This window comes from Halalkalibacter oceani (assembly GCF_023715705.1).
GTDB lineage: Bacteria > Bacillota > Bacilli > Bacillales > Bacillaceae_D > Halalkalibacter > Halalkalibacter oceani_A.
In genome coordinates, this window is the sequence record NZ_JAMBOS010000006.1 from 1 (window position 1) to 17,044 (window position 17,044).

20 protein-coding genes and 1 pseudogene are annotated in these 17,044 nt (G+C 48.6%); 14 read left to right on the forward strand and 7 right to left on the reverse strand.

Annotation, left to right across the window (positions count from 1 at the left end; genetic code table 11):
* Positions 1-233 precede the first annotated feature (233 nt).
* The 4 genes from M3212_RS07760 to M3212_RS07775 are packed head-to-tail and all read left to right on the forward strand — an operon-like array spanning position 234 to position 3,209.
* On the forward strand, positions 234-803 hold the full coding sequence (locus M3212_RS07760) for an RNA polymerase sigma factor (protein ID WP_251193396.1): 570 nt from the start codon (positions 234-236) through the stop codon (positions 801-803).
* Entirely contained in the window at positions 803-1,252 is a 450-nt protein-coding gene (locus M3212_RS07765; protein ID WP_251193397.1) for a hypothetical protein, read from the forward strand. The genes M3212_RS07760 and M3212_RS07765 overlap by 1 nt, the downstream gene beginning before the upstream one ends.
* Positions 1,249-2,322, forward strand: coding sequence for a hypothetical protein (locus tag M3212_RS07770; protein ID WP_251193398.1), 1,074 nt, complete (start codon positions 1,249-1,251; stop codon positions 2,320-2,322). Before M3212_RS07765 ends, M3212_RS07770 begins: the two co-directional genes overlap by 4 nt.
* Positions 2,319-3,209: a hypothetical protein gene (locus tag M3212_RS07775; RefSeq protein WP_251193399.1), complete on the forward strand. Its 891-nt coding sequence runs from the start codon at positions 2,319-2,321 to the stop codon at positions 3,207-3,209. Before M3212_RS07770 ends, M3212_RS07775 begins: the two co-directional genes overlap by 4 nt.
* A gap of 196 nt (positions 3,210-3,405) precedes the next feature.
* On the opposite strand, the gene M3212_RS07780 is transcribed toward M3212_RS07775, so the two are convergent.
* Positions 3,406-4,923: an S-layer homology domain-containing protein gene (locus M3212_RS07780; RefSeq protein WP_251193598.1), complete on the reverse strand. Its 1,518-nt coding sequence runs from the start codon at positions 4,921-4,923 to the stop codon at positions 3,406-3,408.
* Positions 4,924-5,097: 174 nt separating this feature from the next.
* On the opposite strand from M3212_RS07780, the gene M3212_RS07785 reads away from it, so the two are divergent.
* Entirely contained in the window at positions 5,098-5,832 is a 735-nt protein-coding gene (locus tag M3212_RS07785) for a hypothetical protein (RefSeq protein ID WP_251193400.1), read from the forward strand.
* A 274-nt stretch (positions 5,833-6,106) separates the two neighbouring features.
* Here M3212_RS07785 and M3212_RS07790 read toward each other — a convergent pair.
* Together M3212_RS07790 and selD are read right to left on the reverse strand one after the other, a co-directional pair.
* A pseudogene (locus M3212_RS07790) lies at positions 6,107-6,225 on the reverse strand (transposase); the annotation flags it as partial.
* Positions 6,226-6,374: 149 nt separating this feature from the next.
* Positions 6,375-7,424: a selenide, water dikinase SelD gene (gene selD / locus M3212_RS07795; protein WP_251193401.1), complete on the reverse strand. Its 1,050-nt coding sequence runs from the start codon at positions 7,422-7,424 to the stop codon at positions 6,375-6,377.
* Between the two features lie 150 nt (positions 7,425-7,574).
* Between selD and selA the strand changes: the two genes are divergently transcribed.
* The 3 genes from selA to M3212_RS07810 are packed head-to-tail and all read left to right on the forward strand — an operon-like array spanning position 7,575 to position 10,399.
* Positions 7,575-8,972: an L-seryl-tRNA(Sec) selenium transferase gene (gene selA / locus M3212_RS07800; protein WP_251193402.1), complete on the forward strand. Its 1,398-nt coding sequence runs from the start codon at positions 7,575-7,577 to the stop codon at positions 8,970-8,972.
* A gap of 1 nt (position 8,973) precedes the next feature.
* Positions 8,974-9,483 (forward strand): acyl-CoA thioesterase, encoded by a 510-nt coding sequence (locus M3212_RS07805; RefSeq protein WP_251193403.1) that lies wholly within the window; start codon positions 8,974-8,976, stop codon positions 9,481-9,483.
* A gap of 37 nt (positions 9,484-9,520) precedes the next feature.
* The gene (locus tag M3212_RS07810; protein WP_251193404.1) at positions 9,521-10,399 is read left to right on the forward strand and encodes a TIGR01777 family oxidoreductase; all 879 of its coding nucleotides are present in this window, start codon (positions 9,521-9,523) and stop codon (positions 10,397-10,399) included.
* A gap of 47 nt (positions 10,400-10,446) precedes the next feature.
* Here the strand turns inward: M3212_RS07810 and M3212_RS07815 are convergent, their stop codons facing one another.
* The 3 genes from M3212_RS07815 to M3212_RS07825 all read right to left on the reverse strand — a co-directional run bounded on the left by M3212_RS07815 (position 10,447) and on the right by M3212_RS07825 (position 11,738).
* The gene (locus M3212_RS07815) at positions 10,447-10,860 is read right to left on the reverse strand and encodes a DUF3021 domain-containing protein (RefSeq protein WP_251193405.1); all 414 of its coding nucleotides are present in this window, start codon (positions 10,858-10,860) and stop codon (positions 10,447-10,449) included.
* Positions 10,860-11,315, reverse strand: coding sequence for a LytTR family DNA-binding domain-containing protein (locus M3212_RS07820; protein ID WP_251193406.1), 456 nt, complete (start codon positions 11,313-11,315; stop codon positions 10,860-10,862). The genes M3212_RS07815 and M3212_RS07820 overlap by 1 nt, the downstream gene beginning before the upstream one ends.
* Before the next feature lie 285 nt (positions 11,316-11,600).
* Positions 11,601-11,738, reverse strand: a complete 138-nt coding sequence (locus M3212_RS07825) for a small acid-soluble spore protein P (protein WP_251193407.1) — start codon at positions 11,736-11,738, stop codon at positions 11,601-11,603.
* Positions 11,739-11,850: 112 nt separating this feature from the next.
* Here M3212_RS07825 and M3212_RS07830 point away from each other — a divergent pair, with 112 nt between their 5' ends.
* Positions 11,851-12,099 (forward strand): DUF2524 family protein, encoded by a 249-nt coding sequence (locus M3212_RS07830; RefSeq protein ID WP_251193408.1) that lies wholly within the window; start codon positions 11,851-11,853, stop codon positions 12,097-12,099.
* Positions 12,100-12,184: 85 nt separating this feature from the next.
* Here M3212_RS07830 and sspO read toward each other — a convergent pair whose 3' ends face one another.
* Complete coding sequence (gene sspO / locus M3212_RS07835) at positions 12,185-12,346, reverse strand: small acid-soluble spore protein O (RefSeq protein ID WP_251193409.1); 162 nt, start codon at positions 12,344-12,346, stop codon at positions 12,185-12,187.
* 262 nt (positions 12,347-12,608) lie between these two features.
* Here sspO and acnA point away from each other — a divergent pair, with 262 nt between their 5' ends.
* The 5 genes from acnA to M3212_RS07860 all read left to right on the forward strand — a co-directional run bounded on the left by acnA (position 12,609) and on the right by M3212_RS07860 (position 16,908).
* On the forward strand, positions 12,609-15,326 hold the full coding sequence (acnA, locus tag M3212_RS07840; protein WP_251193410.1) for an aconitate hydratase AcnA: 2,718 nt from the start codon (positions 12,609-12,611) through the stop codon (positions 15,324-15,326).
* Between the two features lie 249 nt (positions 15,327-15,575).
* Positions 15,576-15,722, forward strand: coding sequence for a hypothetical protein (locus M3212_RS07845; protein ID WP_251193411.1), 147 nt, complete (start codon positions 15,576-15,578; stop codon positions 15,720-15,722).
* A gap of 73 nt (positions 15,723-15,795) precedes the next feature.
* Positions 15,796-16,503 carry a DUF421 domain-containing protein gene (locus M3212_RS07850; protein ID WP_251193412.1) on the forward strand — a complete coding sequence of 236 codons (708 nt, stop codon included), beginning with the start codon at positions 15,796-15,798 and terminating at the stop codon, positions 16,501-16,503.
* Between the two features lie 60 nt (positions 16,504-16,563).
* Entirely contained in the window at positions 16,564-16,707 is a 144-nt protein-coding gene (locus M3212_RS07855; protein ID WP_251193413.1) for an FbpB family small basic protein, read from the forward strand.
* A gap of 60 nt (positions 16,708-16,767) precedes the next feature.
* The gene (locus M3212_RS07860) at positions 16,768-16,908 is read left to right on the forward strand and encodes an acid-soluble spore protein N (RefSeq protein ID WP_251193599.1); all 141 of its coding nucleotides are present in this window, start codon (positions 16,768-16,770) and stop codon (positions 16,906-16,908) included.
* Positions 16,909-17,044 lie beyond the last annotated feature (136 nt).

Here is a 17,044-nt window from a genome sequence, read left to right on the forward strand (position 1 = left end):
GCCTTTGAGGTCTGGCCAGTAGAAGAAGTACAAATGGCGAACCGTTCAGTGGCCCTTTAGGGTCTGGTCAGCAACAAAGGCTTCCAGCCGTAGAACAAACCACCCGTTCTCACGGGTGGTTTTGATTCAAGTCTAAGAAAAGCCGCTGTGCAGTTTTCTTATTGGGAAAATGATAAGATAAGCTGGAATTTGAAAAAAGTGTAGGGGTGCGGGCAACCGCTGTCGTCTATTAAGTGTGTGGCGAAAAAGGGGGGAGAGAAATTAGCGATCAGGTTTTACTAGAGAAAATCAAAAACGGCAATGATCATGCCTTCAGGCTCATTGTGGAGAAATACCGCACAGAGCTTTTCCGGGTCATCTACGCGATTTTGCGTGATCAGAAGGATGCTGAAGATGCGACGCAGGAAGTGTTTATTAAAATCTATCATTCTCTCCCCACCTTCGAGAATCAGGGATTTAAGACATGGATGACGCGCATTGCTGTTAATCATGCGATTGATATGAAAAGGAAGCGGGAGCGCAGACGTGAGGAAATAACTGAGCCGCTGGCGTCTCAAGCGGCAGTTTCAGCCAGGGATCACGTCGAAGCCGAAGTGATGCTGACGGAAAAGCAGCGTCTCGTGCGGAAGAAACTCGATCAATTGCCGAGCAGCTACCGGGAAGTCGTCTATGATTTTTATATTGCCGAGAAAAGCTACCAGCAAATGGCTGAAGAACAGCAGGTCCAGGTGAAAACGATTGAAACAAAGCTTTACCGGGCGCGACAGTGGATGAAAAAGCATTGGAAGGAGGAGGAGTTTTGATGAATCATATCAGCGAAGAACAATGGAAAACGTACGTACAGGATGAGATTGACCTCTCTACCCGGCGGCAGTATGAGGAGCATTTGTATCGCTGCGATCAATGCCTTGAGCTTTATCTGCACGCCGTGACTGCTTACGGGGAAGAGCTTCCTGATGTGACCGATTCGGCTGCCTTTACCGGACAGGTCCTTGAGAAAGTGAAGGAACAGCCAAAAGGGACGCGGGCTGAAGCGGCACGACCGTTTTATCAAAGGACAATTGTTCATTATACGGTCGCGGCGGCGATAACCGTCTTGTTCATGGCCTCCGGTCTCTTTCAGTCGCTCACCACTATCCAAAGTCCGGCGTTCACAGAAAGCTCGTCTTCGGTAACGGAGCAGCTTGTCAATAAAACCGTTGGCTGGCTCAATGTTATTGAACAAAAAAGTAGGGAGGAGAACGATCAATGAAAAATCCGATTTTAGCATTTTTATTAGCATTCTTCCCTGGCGGAGGCTTGCTTTATTTACGAAAGCCGCTTCGCGGGCTCGCCTATATGTTTGGAGAGTTCGGTTTAATTGTGATTTGCATTTTTCTGTATGCACATTGGGAATATGGGCTGGCGTTCTTTGTTGTGATAGCGGGTGTTATTCTTTACATTGTCAACCTTGTTGACACGGCGATTACCGCTTCGAAAACGGCATATCCGACGGCTGCCAATCAAGCGGAGGGCAACAAGAACCCGACTGAGGAGCAGGAACGTTTTTTTACGATTCTTCTCTCATTTATACCGGGTCTGGGCCATTTTCAACTAAGGCTGATGAATCGTGGTTTGACGCTGTTTATGGCGTTTGTCGGCACGATTATGATGGTCTTCTTCGTGACAGTCCTCACATCGAGAGAAGAGTTTTTGCTGTTTCTCGCCATTTTGCCGGTGATCTGGGTGTATGGATTTTTTGATGCGATCCATCAGCTAAATAAAAAGCACAAAGGAGAGGATTTGGTAGACCGCTCGATCCTCGAAGACATTGAATTAAATCGGGTGAATGGGAAGAAAAGCAAATCGATCGCCGTCGCCCTGTCGTTTTTTCCTGGCGCAGGTCACCTCTATCTCGGGCTCCAGCGACGTGGAATTCAATTAATGGCCGCTTTCTTATTTTCGATCTATATTTTGGACGTACTCAGGCTCGGCATATTTTTGTTTCTTATTCCGATTATCTGGTTTTACAGCTTTTTTGACGGGCTGCAAAAGGCCTCCGTATATGGGAAAGAGGAACTGGATGATACACCGATTATTTCGTACCTTCTTAATCAGCAGAAATGGGTCGGTATCGGGCTCATTTTGCTCGGGCTTTACTATTTAACGAGTCAGATAGCATTGCCGGCGGTCGCGCCACTGCTCGATGAATGGCTTAATGTTGATTTCAGGTACTGGTTTGATCATTATTTCCAGACGACGATCGTCTGCCTGTTGCTTATTGGCGGAGGAATCAAGCTGCTGATCGGCAGCAAGCGGAAAAACAAGGAGGATGTATCATGAGGGTTTGGCGTGTTGGTACGATTTCAATGGGAGCGTCCCTGCTCCTGTTGGGGGTCATTCTTTTAATCGCACAATTTAGTGAGGTCAGTGTTGCGCAAATTATGCTGGCCTGGTGGCCGGTCATTTTGATTATTTTAGGACTGGAGATGCTCGTCTACCTCTTTTTATCAAAGCAAGAAAAGCCGCTCTTGCATTATGATTTTTTAAGTATATTTTTTGTCGCGATTATTGGCACGGCCGGCATCGCCTTTGCGCTCGCCAGCTCGACCGGGTTGCTCGATTTTGTGGAGAATGAGCTGGCCCGGGAAGAGCGGACGCTTGATCTGCCGCCGGTCTCTCATGCGCTCTCGTCCGGGATCAATCGCGTCGTCGTCCAAGGCGGTCCATACCCGCTTACGGTTGAAGCGACAGCCGACGCTGAACTGTCGCTGTTTGGAACATACCGGGCTTCATTGGGCAAGGAGGACACGCTTTTGTCCAGACCGGAAGAATACGCCTCGATATATCAGCGCGGTGATACGCTTTATCTGATCGTCAAGCAGCTGCCGCAGGAAATCACCGCCTTCGGGCGAAGCACGCCGCAATTGGAAGCGACTATCTTTGTTCCGGGCGATGTTGAAGTGGAGGTCGTCGGGAAGGGGTATCCGGTCAACCTGAAGCCCCGCAATGCCGAGAGCAGCTGGACAGTCGAAAACGCTTCGGCCGTGTCCCTTTATTTACAGCGTGAAAATAATGTGGAGGTGTCGGCAATCAGAGTCGAAGAAACGGTGGGAGAGGATGAAAGCATCAATCGCCTCCTTACAGAAGAAGGCAGCTTTATGTTAGGCGATGGAACGCATCAGATTACAATTATTGAAGCGTTTCAGCTTACATTAACGATGGGATAGGAACCGAAACCCCGGCTTATTCGAGGTCGTAGTAGCTGCGAGCTAATGAATGGGTTTAGCACATAGCGGCAATGGCTTCGCACGCTGCTCGTCAACGAGAAGAAAGTCACTCCTAGTTGACCTACAATCTTGCAGCGGCTTCGCGCATTGCCTCAACAACAAGTCCCAAAAGCATTTGCTTTTGGGACTTGTTGTTTTAGTCTATAACGCGTTGCATAAAGACGGCGAATTGCCCTCTTGTTACTTCCATCGACGGGCGATAGGTAGTCGCGGTAATACCGGCGACAATTTCGTTGGCATACAGGGTCTGGACGGCATGCTCATACCAGATGCCGTCGGGAACGTCGGTAAATGGATGGGACGTGCCTCCTGATTCAAACGAATACAGTCTCGTAAGCAGAACGGCCATTTGCGCCCGCGTTAATGGCGCGCTTGGCTGAAAGCTCGTCGCTGTCACGCCGGAGAAGATTCCTTCATCGACAGCAGCGGCGATTGCTGCGTAATAAGGGTGATCGCGTGGAACATCCCGGAAATTCGGATTCGGCCGGTTATCAAAGGAAATTCCTTCGGCCCGCGCTAAAAGCGTCGCCGCCTGTGCCCGTGTTATCGAGTCATTCAGTCCGAAGGCTCCGTTTGGATAGCCTTGGATGACGCCACGTTCACTCAGCTGATAGATTGCTGTTGCCGCCCAGTGTCCGGCCGGCACATCCGAAAATTCGCCTGGTGCAGTCGGAGGCGCTGGTGGCGGCTCCACCGGATCAGGACGCTCTGTTCCTTGAGTGGTTAAATAGCTCGAAGCGACAAAGCCGTTTGTACCGTCACTTCTTTGAACAGGGTACCAGACAAAATGATTGGTCCGCACCGGGTTTGATTCATCGTAAACAAATGAGCCGGTAACCGTTAATGCTTCCCCCGCGCCAATCGTTCCAAGGCTTCTGCTTTCCCGGGTCGGTCTCTCACGGAACTGAAGACCTGCTGTTGTGGAATAAACCGTATCGCCATTTAGAAAGTGATAGGTTGTTTCCGTTAAAGGACGCTCCGTTTCAAAATGAGCCGTTACGAATTCAATCGGTGCCCGCACCTCAGGATCATAGCGGAAGTCGTCTGGTTCAAACGGAATTCTTACGAGCGGAAGGAGGTGGTACTCCTCGATAATATCCCAAACCTTCTCCTGATAGGCCTCTGTGTTCCGCTCGCCGGTAGCCTGGATGACAGGACTGTTGACCGGCATCGTTCCATTATAAGCAAGCACGGCAAAATACCAATGTTCAATTACAGCGCGATTGCCATCATTAATCGTCGGCAAATCACGGCGGTCAAACATTTGATCGAGAATTTCCACACCGGCCTGAATATTATAGATCAGATCCGCTTTTAGTCTTTCAACATTATAGTGCTGATAGTTCGTAATCTGCATCAGTCCGATTCCACCATCAGCGGTTTCAATCGCTTCGCCGTTAGGCTGGAAATGGGCCCAATCGCCATTTTCCTTGTGGGCAACCGCTTTAACGATTTCCGGTGGAATATCATAGGCGAGCGCCGTCTCCGTCAGCAGACAGTTGGTCACTTGATAATGCGGATTTTCTCCGGGGATAGGTTCATAGCCGCAGGCCTCAGCGACATCCTCCGCTGCAAAAGCTGGAGGAGACAGGAAGAGCATCGTAGCGAGCAAGCCCCCTGTCAGGCCGGCGAACCATTTTCTTGGTTTACACATAGTCAAAAAGCATGGCCTCCTTTGATCTTTCATTCACTCTTATTTATTTTGCTAGTTTAGAAGAGATTTTGCAAGAAAAGAAGGAAACAAAAATTGGAATAACAAAAAATAGATCAATAGACTTAGGGAAAGTATGATATGATGTTGTGCAGTTCGAGGTAAAGGAGTAAGCAAATGAACGAACAGTTGAAGAAAGAAATTCATCAATCCCCTAAGCGGGAGCAGAAGCGGGCCGGCTGGGGAAAAAGAATTGCCGGGCTGATCCTCGCTGCTGTTCTTCTCTACTTTGTTGTTCAATATGAAGTGCTTTTCCGCTTGTTCGTTGTTCTTTTTCTAGCCGGGCTTGCTTATGTTGTCCTGTCAAGAACAAAGGAACAAAAACCGGAATTTCAGAATGAGCCAATAACATCGGTCCCTGAACCTGTAATGGCCAATCAGGAGACGATTATTTATGAAAAAGAATTGCAGAAAAAAGAAGAAGAGCTGACACTCGTCGATCTTGACCGCACGCAACTGCTCGAGGAGCTCTTTGCCAAAGCGCAGCTCCAGGAAGCGGAAAAGCAGACGTATCGGGAGAAAATCAGACAAAAGGATGCGGAGCGCTCGTCTTTACTGGAAGAGCTGGTGAAGGTAAAAGGCAGGTTCAGCACAGCAGTTACCGAGACAAAGAAATATTTTGTCAAAGCAGATCCGCTTAAAGAGGTGGCGGCGGCAATTGACCAAGAGAAAATCGCGGAAGGCTCCATCACGTCTTTAAACGAAATGATAAAGGAGCTGAGCAGCTCTTTGACGCCGGAGACAATCGAAGCGCTAAAAAAGCAGGACTATGTAGATGAAGAGTTAAACCTGACGAGAATAGGCTATAAAGCGTTGCGAAAAACGATGGAGAAAGCGCGGAAAGAGGGATAGGCGTCTTTGGTTAGTAAAATACGAAACGAGGGCGGGTCAAACGTATTTTCTATATGACTATCCGAACAAATGAAAAGCGGGGAATCCGTCGCTCCTGAAATAGACTTCGCTTTCCGCGGGAAGCTGGTGAGCCTCCTCGGGCTACGCCCTGTGGGGTCTCACCGTTGCTTTTTCTCCCGCAGGAGTCTCCGTCTATTTCATCCCTACGGTAGTGCTTTATTCGACTTTCAGGTAAACACAGTAGTTAGGGCTGAGGCTCGTTTTTGTTTTTTCGTATGGCTTGCATGGAATTTTTTTCGAGCCCCTTCACGTTCGGCCTACGTAGTCCATGCTTTTGTTTAAGATCGCAAAGACTCGTTCAAGCGTTGCTTTCCGTCTTGCAGAGATCTCTCTCTTTATGGTCAAGCAACCTCTTTTTTCCCCATTCCGGGAGCGGGTTCGAAGCTCTGGATCGTGACAAATCCTTCTACCAAAAAAGCCTGTCGACCCTCTCGCTTTTCGAGACTTTATCGACAGGCTAAAAAAACGCCTAAGGCGTTTTTTTATTTTACGATGATTGGTTTGTCCTGTTTAGCCGTGACCGTGCCGATAACGACGGCCTGCGCCTCTTCGCGCTCCATCCGTTCAAGATAGAGCCGGGCATCTTCCGGCGGAAGGCTGATCAGCAGCCCGCCCGAAGTCACCGCGTCACATAAAATGCTTTTTTCAACGGCGGTAATCCGATCCGCATAGGAAACCTGCTCTTCAAGCCAGCGCTCGTTTGCTTTTGAACCGCCCGGGATAATACCTTGTTCCGCAAGCTCGCGAGTACCGGCAAGCAGTGGAACGTTGGCAAATTCAAGCTCGAAACTGACGTCGCTTCCCTTTGCCATTTCAAAGCTGTGGCCAAGCAGGCCGAATCCCGTCACGTCGGTGACAGCGTTGGGGTGAAGGCCTTCAAGCTGCTCGGCGGCGCGTTTATTCAGCGCGGCCATCGTTTCCGTAACGGCGAGCTCCTGCTCCGGCGTTACCGCGCCGCGCTTAATGCCCGTCGTCAAAATTCCGACACCGATCGGCTTCGTAAGAATCAGCCAATCCCCCGGTCGTGCGCCGACATTGGTAAAGATCCGGTCAGGGTGAGCGAGCCCTGTGACGGCCATCCCGAATTTAGGCTCCTGGTCATCGATGGAATGTCCGCCAACAATGGTTGCTCCGGCTTCCTTCGTTTTATCCGCAGCTCCTTTAAGGATCTCTGCCAAAATATCAGGCGCCAACGTCTTGATTGGAAAGCCGACGATATTTAAAACCGTCGTCGGTTTGCCGCCCATAGCGTAAACATCGCTTAAGGCATTGGCGGCGGCAATCTGGCCGAACATATAAGGATCATCAACGACAGGGGTAAAATAATCAACCGTCTGAATCATTGCCAGATCATCAGTTAAGCGGTAGGCCCCTGCATCATCGGATGTATCCAAGCCGACGAGGACATTTTCATCATGATCTTGCTTTGGTAAATGACGCAAAACTTGCGCCAGGTCCTCTGGACCAATTTTGCAGCCTCAACCAGCTTTTGTTGAAAAAGCAGTCAGGCGGATTTGCTGTTTATCGTTCAAGTGAGCCACCCCCTAACATTTATATGAATAGTTTTTGCATCCTTCAATGTCTTATCCTACAATAGAAAAGAAAACAAAGTAAAGCAAAACGAAAGGGGCGTCATGTGCTCGCTTGACCACTGAGATCAAAAACGAAGAGGGGGAAGGGTAGTGAAGCATTTCGTAAGGCAGCTGCCTGCGATCCATGAGCTGCAAAAGCATCAGCGCTTCCAAGAGATAATGGACATCTATCAGCTGACGTCACCGCAGTTGACAACGATGCTGAAGCATGTCGTCGCTTCCGTGCGTCAGCGGATGCTTACTGGAGATATGAGCCTGGCAGCCGAGCGTATAAACGGCGAGCTGTTTCAACAGCTTGAGGCCTATGTCCGCAAAGAAGCGAGCGTGAAATTGCAGCATGTCATAAATGGAACGGGTACTGTACTACATACGAATTTAGGACGGGCGCGCCTAAGCGACCAGGCGCTGGAGAAAGTGATCGAAGCGGCTTCCTCATATACGAATCTTGAATATCAGCTGCAAAGTGGCAAGCGCGGTTCCCGTCATGATTTGATTGAAGCGGCATTGAGAGAGGTGACCGGAGCGGAAGCGGCGATCGTCGTCAATAACAACGCGGCAGCTGTTTATTTCGTCCTCTCGGCATTGGCGAGAGGCAAGGAAGTTATCGTCTCGCGCGGGGAGCTGGTGGAAATCGGCGGTTCCTTCCGTGTCTCATCGATTATGGAGGAAAGCGGGGCAATTCTGCAGGAAGTCGGGACGACAAACAAAACGCATTACGAGGATTATGAGCGGGCGATTACAAGCGAGACGGCACTCCTGATGAAGGTTCATACGAGCAACTTTAAAATGATCGGCTTTACCGACGCGGTGACGGCTAAAGAACTGAAGCCGCTCGCCGACGCCAATGATCTGCCGTTGTTTGAGGATCTTGGTAGCGGAGTTCTCTATGATTTTAAGCAAAAAGGAATCGGTTCCGAGCCGACCGTGCACGAGGCAATCGCCCAGGGAGCTGATCTCGTTTCCTTTAGCGGTGACAAGCTTTTAGGCGGACCGCAGGCCGGGATCATCGCCGGAAAAAAGAAATGGATTGACCGCTTAAAAAAACATCAGCTCGCCCGTGTGCTGCGCGTCGATAAAATGACATTGGCTGCGCTGGAAGCGACACTTGCTCATTACCGTGATGAGGAGGAAGCGTTAACGGAAATCCCGACAGTTCGTGCCGTTCTGCTAACCCCGGAAGAGGTTTTGGAGCGGATCGAACGGTTTCAGATAGCGCTCGATCCGGCATGGAAGGCAGAGATCTGCGAGTCTTTTTCCCAGGTCGGGGGAGGGACGATGCCCGAAGTTCAGTTGCCGACGTACGTCCTGTTGCTGACACATCCCGTCTGGAGCGCCAATGAGCTTCAGCGTGAGCTGCGCAACGGCTCGCCGGCTGTCATCAGTCGGATTGTCAACGAACAGGTTGCTTTAGATTTTCGGACGATTGAAGAAAAAGAACAATCAGCTTTGCATCATCGCTTGCAGGAGTGCATAAAGGAGAGATTGTAAAATGAAGGAAAAGAAAGCAGCAGAGTCACGCACGGTGTTAACCGACATCGTCTTACCGCCTGATACGAATTATCACGGCACGATTTTTGGCGGGAATGTGATGGCTTATATAGATAAGGTCGCGAGTATTGCCGCAATGCGTCACGCGAGAAGCATGGTCGTCACCGCTTCAAGCGACAGCCTTGATTTTATTTCGCCGATTCAGACAGGGGAAGCAATCTGTCTGGAAGGCTATGTCAGTTATACGAGCCAGACGTCGATGGAGGTCTATGTTAAGGTGGAAGCAGAAAATTTATTGACCGGGGAACGCCGGCTGACGGCGACCTCCTATTTAACCTTCGTCGCCCTGGATGAAAACCGCAAGCCGACACCGGTACCGCCTGTCGTACCTGAAACAGAGGAAGAGAAATACCAATATGCCGGTGCCCAGGAGCGGCACGAGCAGAGGCAAAAGCGGAGACAGCAGCGCAAAGAGCGACAAAAGCTTGAAGCACTTATGAAGGATGAATAGAGACGGCATGTGAAAGCAGTCGAATGGGGGAGAGAAGATGGAAAAAATTGTGCTTGCCGGAGGGACGGGCTTTGTCGGACGCTATTTCAAGAAACGATTTGAGCAGCTTGGCAGTAAAGTGGAAATCATCTCAAGGCAAAGCGCGCATATCAGCTGGGATGATCGCGCCAGAATCACCGAGGCGTTGGATGGTGCGGCGCTGTTCATCAATCTTGCCGGAAAATCAGTGAACTGCCGCTATCATGAGCGCAATAAGCGCGAGATTTTGCATTCACGGCTTGAGACGACGAGCATTCTCGGGGAAGCTCTCGCCGGTTGTCGGACACCGCCCGGGCTGTGGATCAATGCCAGTACGGCGACGATTTACCGCCATGCCGAGGATAAGCCGATGACCGAGGAAGCAGGTGAAATCGGCACTGGATTTTCGGTCGAGGTCGCCAAAGCCTGGGAGGAGGCCTTCTTTTCTTTTTCACCTGCGGCAACAAGACAGGTCGCGCTGCGGATTGCGATTGTGTTAGGAAAAGAAGGAGGCGTGATGACGCCGTATCGGAATTTGGTGCGCTTCGGTCTCGGTGGGGTACAGGGGACAGGCAAACAGATGTTCAGCTGGATTCATATCGAGGATCTGTTTCAGATCATCCTCTTTTTACAAGAAAGGCCGGAGCTGAGTGGCGTGTTTAACTGCGCTGCGCCGGTTCCTGTGACGAATCGCGAATTTATGCAACAGCTGCGGAATAGACATCATGCGCCGTTTGGCCTCCCGGCGCCAAAATGGCTGCTTGAGCTGGGAGCACGGATCATCAGAACGGAAACGGAGCTCGTCTTAAAAAGCCGCTGGGTCATTCCGGAGCGGCTTGAGCAGGAAGGCTTCTCGTTCAAGTTCAGGACAATGGATGAGGCGCTAACGGAACTGTAGGATGCTTCAAGAGGCGGGACAAAACGAGCTGGTCCAGCCTCTGCTTCCTATAAATTTTTCAGCTCGCCATTTAATGTTTTGGCGACATGACGAAAGTAAAGGTAGAAGGCGCTCCAAATCACGGCGTAGAAGACGAGAAACAGGGCGATAAAAAAGAGAATGCTATTTAGCTGAACGGGAATCCAGCCGATGCCGAAGGCGAGCACGAAGTAAAGGAGCGCGACTGTGCAAAAATGAAGCAGCGTCTGCTGGGAGAGCTTTAACGATTTGACTTCAAAATAGAGCGGGCTAACGGTGAAAAACCAGCCGCAAAACAAGGTGCCAAGCGCGTTTTTAACAAATACCTCACCATCGAGCACAGGCTGCTGGCCAAGATAGACAAAGCAGATCGCCGCCAGGACGGTCAGAAACGCCCCGAAAAAGATCCCCATTATACTTCTGAATAAAAAGGTTTTTACCATCATGGTTTCCTCCTGTTCAATTTCAATGCTTCTTTAATGCCGTTGACGTAATGTCTGGAAACGTATTCGGTTTCGCCTGAATGAAAGTAGACGCGCAGCGTTCCGTGAAACGATGCTTCAAAGTGACTCAGCTCGTAAAGGTTGGCAATCACCGACTTTGATAAGCGAACAAACTTACCGGACGACAGCTGTTCCTCGAGCTCGTAGAGTTTTTCTTTTACTTTGAACGCTCCTTCGGCGGTAATCGCGTGTACGCTCTCATTTTGCACGCGGAACAGGTGGATGTTCTCCGGTTTTAGCAGATGCTGCATCTCACCCTGCTGCCCGACAATAAATGGCGTCTCACTGCGTTTAATATCATGCAGCAGATCAAGAATCGTTTGATCGGCTTCCTTGCATTGGATCGTGATCACCGTTTCCTGGTAGCTGTCGTTAATATCCAAATGGACTTTCAACTCATCACCCGCTTTCCGAAAAGAAATGAATGTCTGTTTGTTACTATCAGTGTAGTCATAAAATGCTGCGCTGTCTCCCCTTATCAAGTAAGTCGCAAATCGTGGCAGGTAAGTGGCGGTCAAGACGAAGTGAGCTGCATCAAAACGAGCGCCGGGGGACGTGAAAGAGGCCAGGTCAAAAGGTTTTTTACCTTTGACCCGGCCTCTGAGCCAGTTATGTGCAAAGCCCGACTGCTGTCTCAGTCTTGCCGATGCTCGATGATCGTTCAATGCTCAAAAAGAGGATCAGCCTTCGCCGTTTGTCTGGTTGACGTGATTGGCCTGTTTTACCTTTTTTGAGCCACTTAACGGTTCCGGCTGACCAGAATCCGCTCCTTTTGTCGCGTTGCGGCGCTGGTCCTTATATGTGTTTTTCTCCGTCATTGTCATCCCTCCTTCTCCCTAGTAGTATGGCAGCCGGTTTGTTTCCTATCCGCATATCAGCGGGCTTTTTGTACATCCTAGTGGGGACAGCAAAGCAAAGGAGGAGAAGACAATGCCTTATCATAAGGATAAGCAGCAGGCATTTCAAGCCGCTCAGCAGGCGGTGGAACAGGCAAAGGAAGCCTATTCGGCGATTGAACGCCACCAGCCCGATGAGGGAACGCGACTGAAGCAGGCCCGTCAGGAAATTGAAGAAGCCGAGCTCCAAATTGAGAAAGCGTTAACCGTTTCGACGGAGCACCAGCACGAGCAGCTCACGCAATTTCAACAAACAATTGACGAGCTTAAGCAACAGATTTAAAAAGAGTCTGGCAAGGCTGAGACAGTAGTCGAAGTTGGAATCGAGCTTAGACAAAAGGGGAGCTTCCCTTTTGTCTAAGTCTCGTCTACTGTCGTTTCTTCGTTTTCTTATTGTTCTGACGCTGCATTTCTGTTAAAGGCTCGTTGGCCAACTCGGTTTCGAACGCGCCATTGTAGCCGGTGTCCTTTCCTTGGGCCGGGGCATCATTCATTCCGCTCATCTGATGGTTTGCTTTTTTCTTCGCCATATTCCTTCACCTCCATGTATTACCTTCTGTTTTGCCGGTCAATCTTATACATCGAACCGTTTTTCACATGGATAAAGACGAAAACATACGAAATTTAGAAAAACTCATTTATTCTTTAGACAAGTTTTGCTATGCTAAAGAAGGACTGTTTGGGAAGCGAAAAATTACCTCTAGACTATAGTAGGCGGGGGGACTAGAGACATGATTTTAGACAATCCCGGCAGTTTACGTTATGATAGTCATGTGAAGGAGGGGTATACATATGTCAAAAAGTAATGATGTATTCAACGCACGATCATCCTTTTCTTTGGATGGAAAAACAATCAACTATTACTCGCTTAAAGCCCTGGAGGACGCGGGTTTAGGAAACGTTTCGAATCTACCATACTCAGTAAAAGTGTTATTGGAATCAGTATTGCGTCAATATGACGGCTATGTAATCAAAAAAGAACATGTGGAAAATCTAGCCAAATGGGGCACGAGTGAATTGAAGGATATCGACGTTCCTTTCAAACCATCTCGTGTTATTTTGCAGGACTTCACCGGAGTGCCGGCTGTTGTTGATTTGGCTTCATTGCGCAAAGCGATGGCCGATATGGGTGGAAATCCGGATCAAATTAACCCGGAAATCCCGGTTGATTTAGTTATTGACCACTCGGTTCAGGTCGATAAAGCCGGAACAGAAGATTCCCTCGTGTATAACATGAATTTGGAATTTCAACGGAACGAGGAGCGTTACCAATTTTTAAGCTGGGCAAAGAAAGCCTTTGATAATTATCGCGCAGTGCCGCCAGCAACAGGTATCGTTCACCAAGTAAACCTTGAATATATTGCCAATGTCGTTCATGCGATTGAGCAGGATGGCGAAACAGTGGCATTCCCTGATACATTAGTAGGTACTGACTCCCATACAACGATGATCAACGGTATCGGCGTTCTTGGCTGGGGTGTCGGAGGGATTGAAGCAGAAGCAGGCATGCTTGGTCAGCCTTCATACTTCCCTGTACCTGAAGTGATCGGGGTTAAGCTTGTTGGTGAGCTTCCAAGCGGTACGACTGCAACGGATATCGCCTTAAAAGTAACGCAAGTGCTTAGAGAGAAGAAGGTTGTTGGCAAGTTCGTCGAATTCTTCGGTCCGGGTCTTGCTGAAATGCCTTTGGCCGACCGTGCGACGATCTCGAATATGGCACCTGAATACGGCGCGACTTGCGGTTTCTTCCCGGTTGATGTAGAAGCACTTAATTACATGCGCTTAACTGGTCGTTCAGAAGAGCAGATCAAGCTTGTTGAAGCATACTGCCGTGCAAATGGACTGTTCTATGTTGCCGGTGAAACAGCGGATCCAACGTACACGGATGTTGTTGAAGTGGATCTTAGCAAAATCGAAGCGAACCTTTCAGGTCCTAAGCGTCCGCAGGATCTTGTTCCGCTTACTGATATGCAAAAATCGTTCCGCAGTGCGGTTGTCGCTCCTCAAGGAACGCAGGGACTTGGACTTACAGAAGATGAGTTCAACAAGACAGTTACGGTTAACTTTAAAGATGGCCGTCACACAACAATGAAGACCGGTTCAATTGCGATCGCCGCGATCACGAGCTGTACGAATACGTCTAACCCGTATGTCTTAGTTGGTGCGGGGCTAGTTGCGAAAAAAGCGGTAGAGCTTGGACTGAAAGTACCTGAATTTGTCAAAACTTCCCTAGCTCCTGGTTCAAAGGTTGTAACAGGTTATTTAACAGATTCCGGCTTGCTTCCGTATATGGAGAAGCTCGGCTTTAACATTGTCGGTTACGGCTGTACGACATGTATCGGTAACTCGGGACCTTTAGAGGAAGAAATTGAAAAAGCAATTGCCGAAAGCGATTTAACGGTAACGTCTGTGTTATCCGGGAACCGTAACTTTGAAGGACGGATTCATCCGCTTGTCAAGGCGAACTACCTTGCTTCTCCACCGCTTGTTGTCGCATACGCCCTTGCGGGAACAGTCGATATCGACTTGAGAAACGATTCGCTCGGCAAGGATAAGGATGGCAACGATGTTTATTTCGCTGATATTTGGCCTACTGCTGACGAAGTGAAAGAAGTCGTGAATAAAACGGTTACTCCAGAATTGTTCCGTCGCGAATACGAGGAAGTCTTCAGCAGCAATCCTCGCTGGAATCAAATTGAAACAACAGATGATGCGCTTTATAAGTGGGATGAGGATTCAACGTACATCGCGAACCCGCCGTTCTTTGAAGGGCTTTCTCCAGATCCGGAAGACATTAAGCCGCTAGCCGGACTCCGCGTAATCGGCAAATTTGGCGATTCTGTCACGACCGACCATATTTCACCGGCCGGAGCGATTGGCAAGGATACTCCAGCAGGGAAGTATCTCATTTCTAAAGGGGTCGAGCCGAAAGACTTTAACTCCTACGGATCCCGCCGTGGAAATCATGAAGTCATGATGAGAGGGACATTTGCGAACATCCGGATTCGTAACCAGGTAGCTCCTGGCACAGAGGGCGGTTATACAACGTACTGGCCAACCGGAGAAGTAATGTCCATCTATGATGCGGCTATGAAATATAAAGAAGATAATACTGGTCTTGCGATTCTTGCCGGTAAAGATTACGGGATGGGAAGCTCGCGTGACTGGGCAGCGAAAGGAACAAACCTTCTCGGTATTAAAACCGTTATCGCTGAAAGTTATGAGCGGATCCACCGCAGTAACCTTGTATTAATGGGTGTACTTCCACTTCAATTCAAAGAAGGGGACAGCGCCGAAACGCTTGGTTTAACAGGCGAGGAAGCATTTGATGTTCAAATTACAAATGATGTTAAGCCGCGCGACATTGTGAAAGTTGTCGCTACTGCAGCGGATGGCACAAAAACAGAATTTGACGTCGTTGTCCGCTTCGATAGTGAAGTCGAAATGGATTACTACCGTCACGGTGGTATTCTGCAAATGGTACTCCGCAATAAAATAGCAAACGTCTAATTGAAATGGGGCTGGGAAAAAGGTTGTGTTTACCTTTTTCCCAGCCCTTAAGCTATGAGTGGAACCGCCACGATCTCTTTTAAATCCATTGGTTAACTAGTGATGCCTCATCTTTTTTGATGAAAGAGAATAGTTTTAATAATTTCACATACCGTAATGGATAAAGATGGCTGGGTGAACAAAGCAATAAGCGGATACCCTAAAACCTGATTGAACAAAAACATCCTGTTAGAAGGAGGCTACAAGCGTATGGGTAGACAGAAAAAAGGAAATGCCAATGCACAGCGCAATAACAATGCCAAAAAGCAAGGGAAACGGAACGAAGCAGAAACTGAATTTGCTTCCTACGCAGAGGTAGAAGCAGAGAAAATGAGTCGGGATCAAAAAAATAAGTAAAGCGTTCATTAGGGTGTTTTAACGGAAGAAATACGTCACTCCGTTTAAAACCATGTCCCTGGAGGTAGGCAGAATGTTTGAATTTTGGCTGGGTTCAGAAACGTTACCGATTTATGGGTTTATGATTCGGGCCGTCATCGTCTATGGATATATCTTTTTAATTGTTAAGGTGCTCGGGCAGCGGTCAATGGGTTCAATTGACGCGCTTGACTTTATATTTGGCGTTGTCATCGGCGATATTCTCGGAGAGCCGTTAACGGATGGAGAACTCCCTTTAAGCGGTCCTGTCGCCGCGGCGGCATTGATTGCCGGTTTACATTTAACGCTTTCAATGATTGCTCTTCATACCCCGCGTTTTCGCCGGATCATTGAAGACGAACCGATTATTTTAATGAAGCATGGAGTGATTCTCCACGATGAATTGCGCAAAGCGAAAATCACTCTTGAATCATTTTTAATGGACTTACGCTTGCGCAGCGCGAGTGATTTGTCGGAAATTGATTATGCGATTTTAGAAATGAACGGTACGATCAGTGTGATCAAAAAATCAAAATATGACGCGGCTACCCCGAATGACTTGCAGCAGAGTCCACTGTCGAAAGGATATTCAAGCGTCCTGATTGAGGATGGGCATATTATTGAAGCGAATGTGAAAAAAGTGGGAACCCTGGATTGGCTGAAGGGAATTATTCAACAGTACGGTTATTCAAACGCTGAAGAGATCTTTTTATTAACGTTCGATGAGGCCGGTAATGTCTTTATTAGTCCGAAAAAGAAATAACAGGTATAAAATCACTCCTTTTATTCCACAATAGAGGTAAAAGAAAAAGGAGTGTTTTTGTTGAGAAGAGTCAGAAAAGTGTCATTTGAGGAATTAGTCCAAGAAAACAAAGAACAGCTGATGAATGATCAGGATGCGCTGGACCGTTTAGAAGAGAAGTGGGAATTAAAGCGGGCGCTTCCGGCAGAACGTGTAGAGCTTTAGGAGCCTGCTGAATAATTCACCCCCCGTCGAGGAAAGATACAAAGGAGGGAGGGGATTATCATCAAAAGTGCCAAATCAACTTCAGCTCAATTTCGGCCCGATCACCTTGGGACACAGCCGGTAGAAAGCCGTTCTAACAAAGGGAAACAAATGAATACAAAAAGCAATGAACAGCCGGATTATGTCCCGCCGAAAGGGTAGGGTTAAAAAACCAGCATCTCAAAAACCGCACGGGCGGGTTTGAGATGCTTTTTCAATGCGGGGAATTTCTTTTTTTTGGGAAGGTGCCTCGACCTTTTTGGACATTCCTCTTCTCCTTTGTCGAGCAAAATGACTT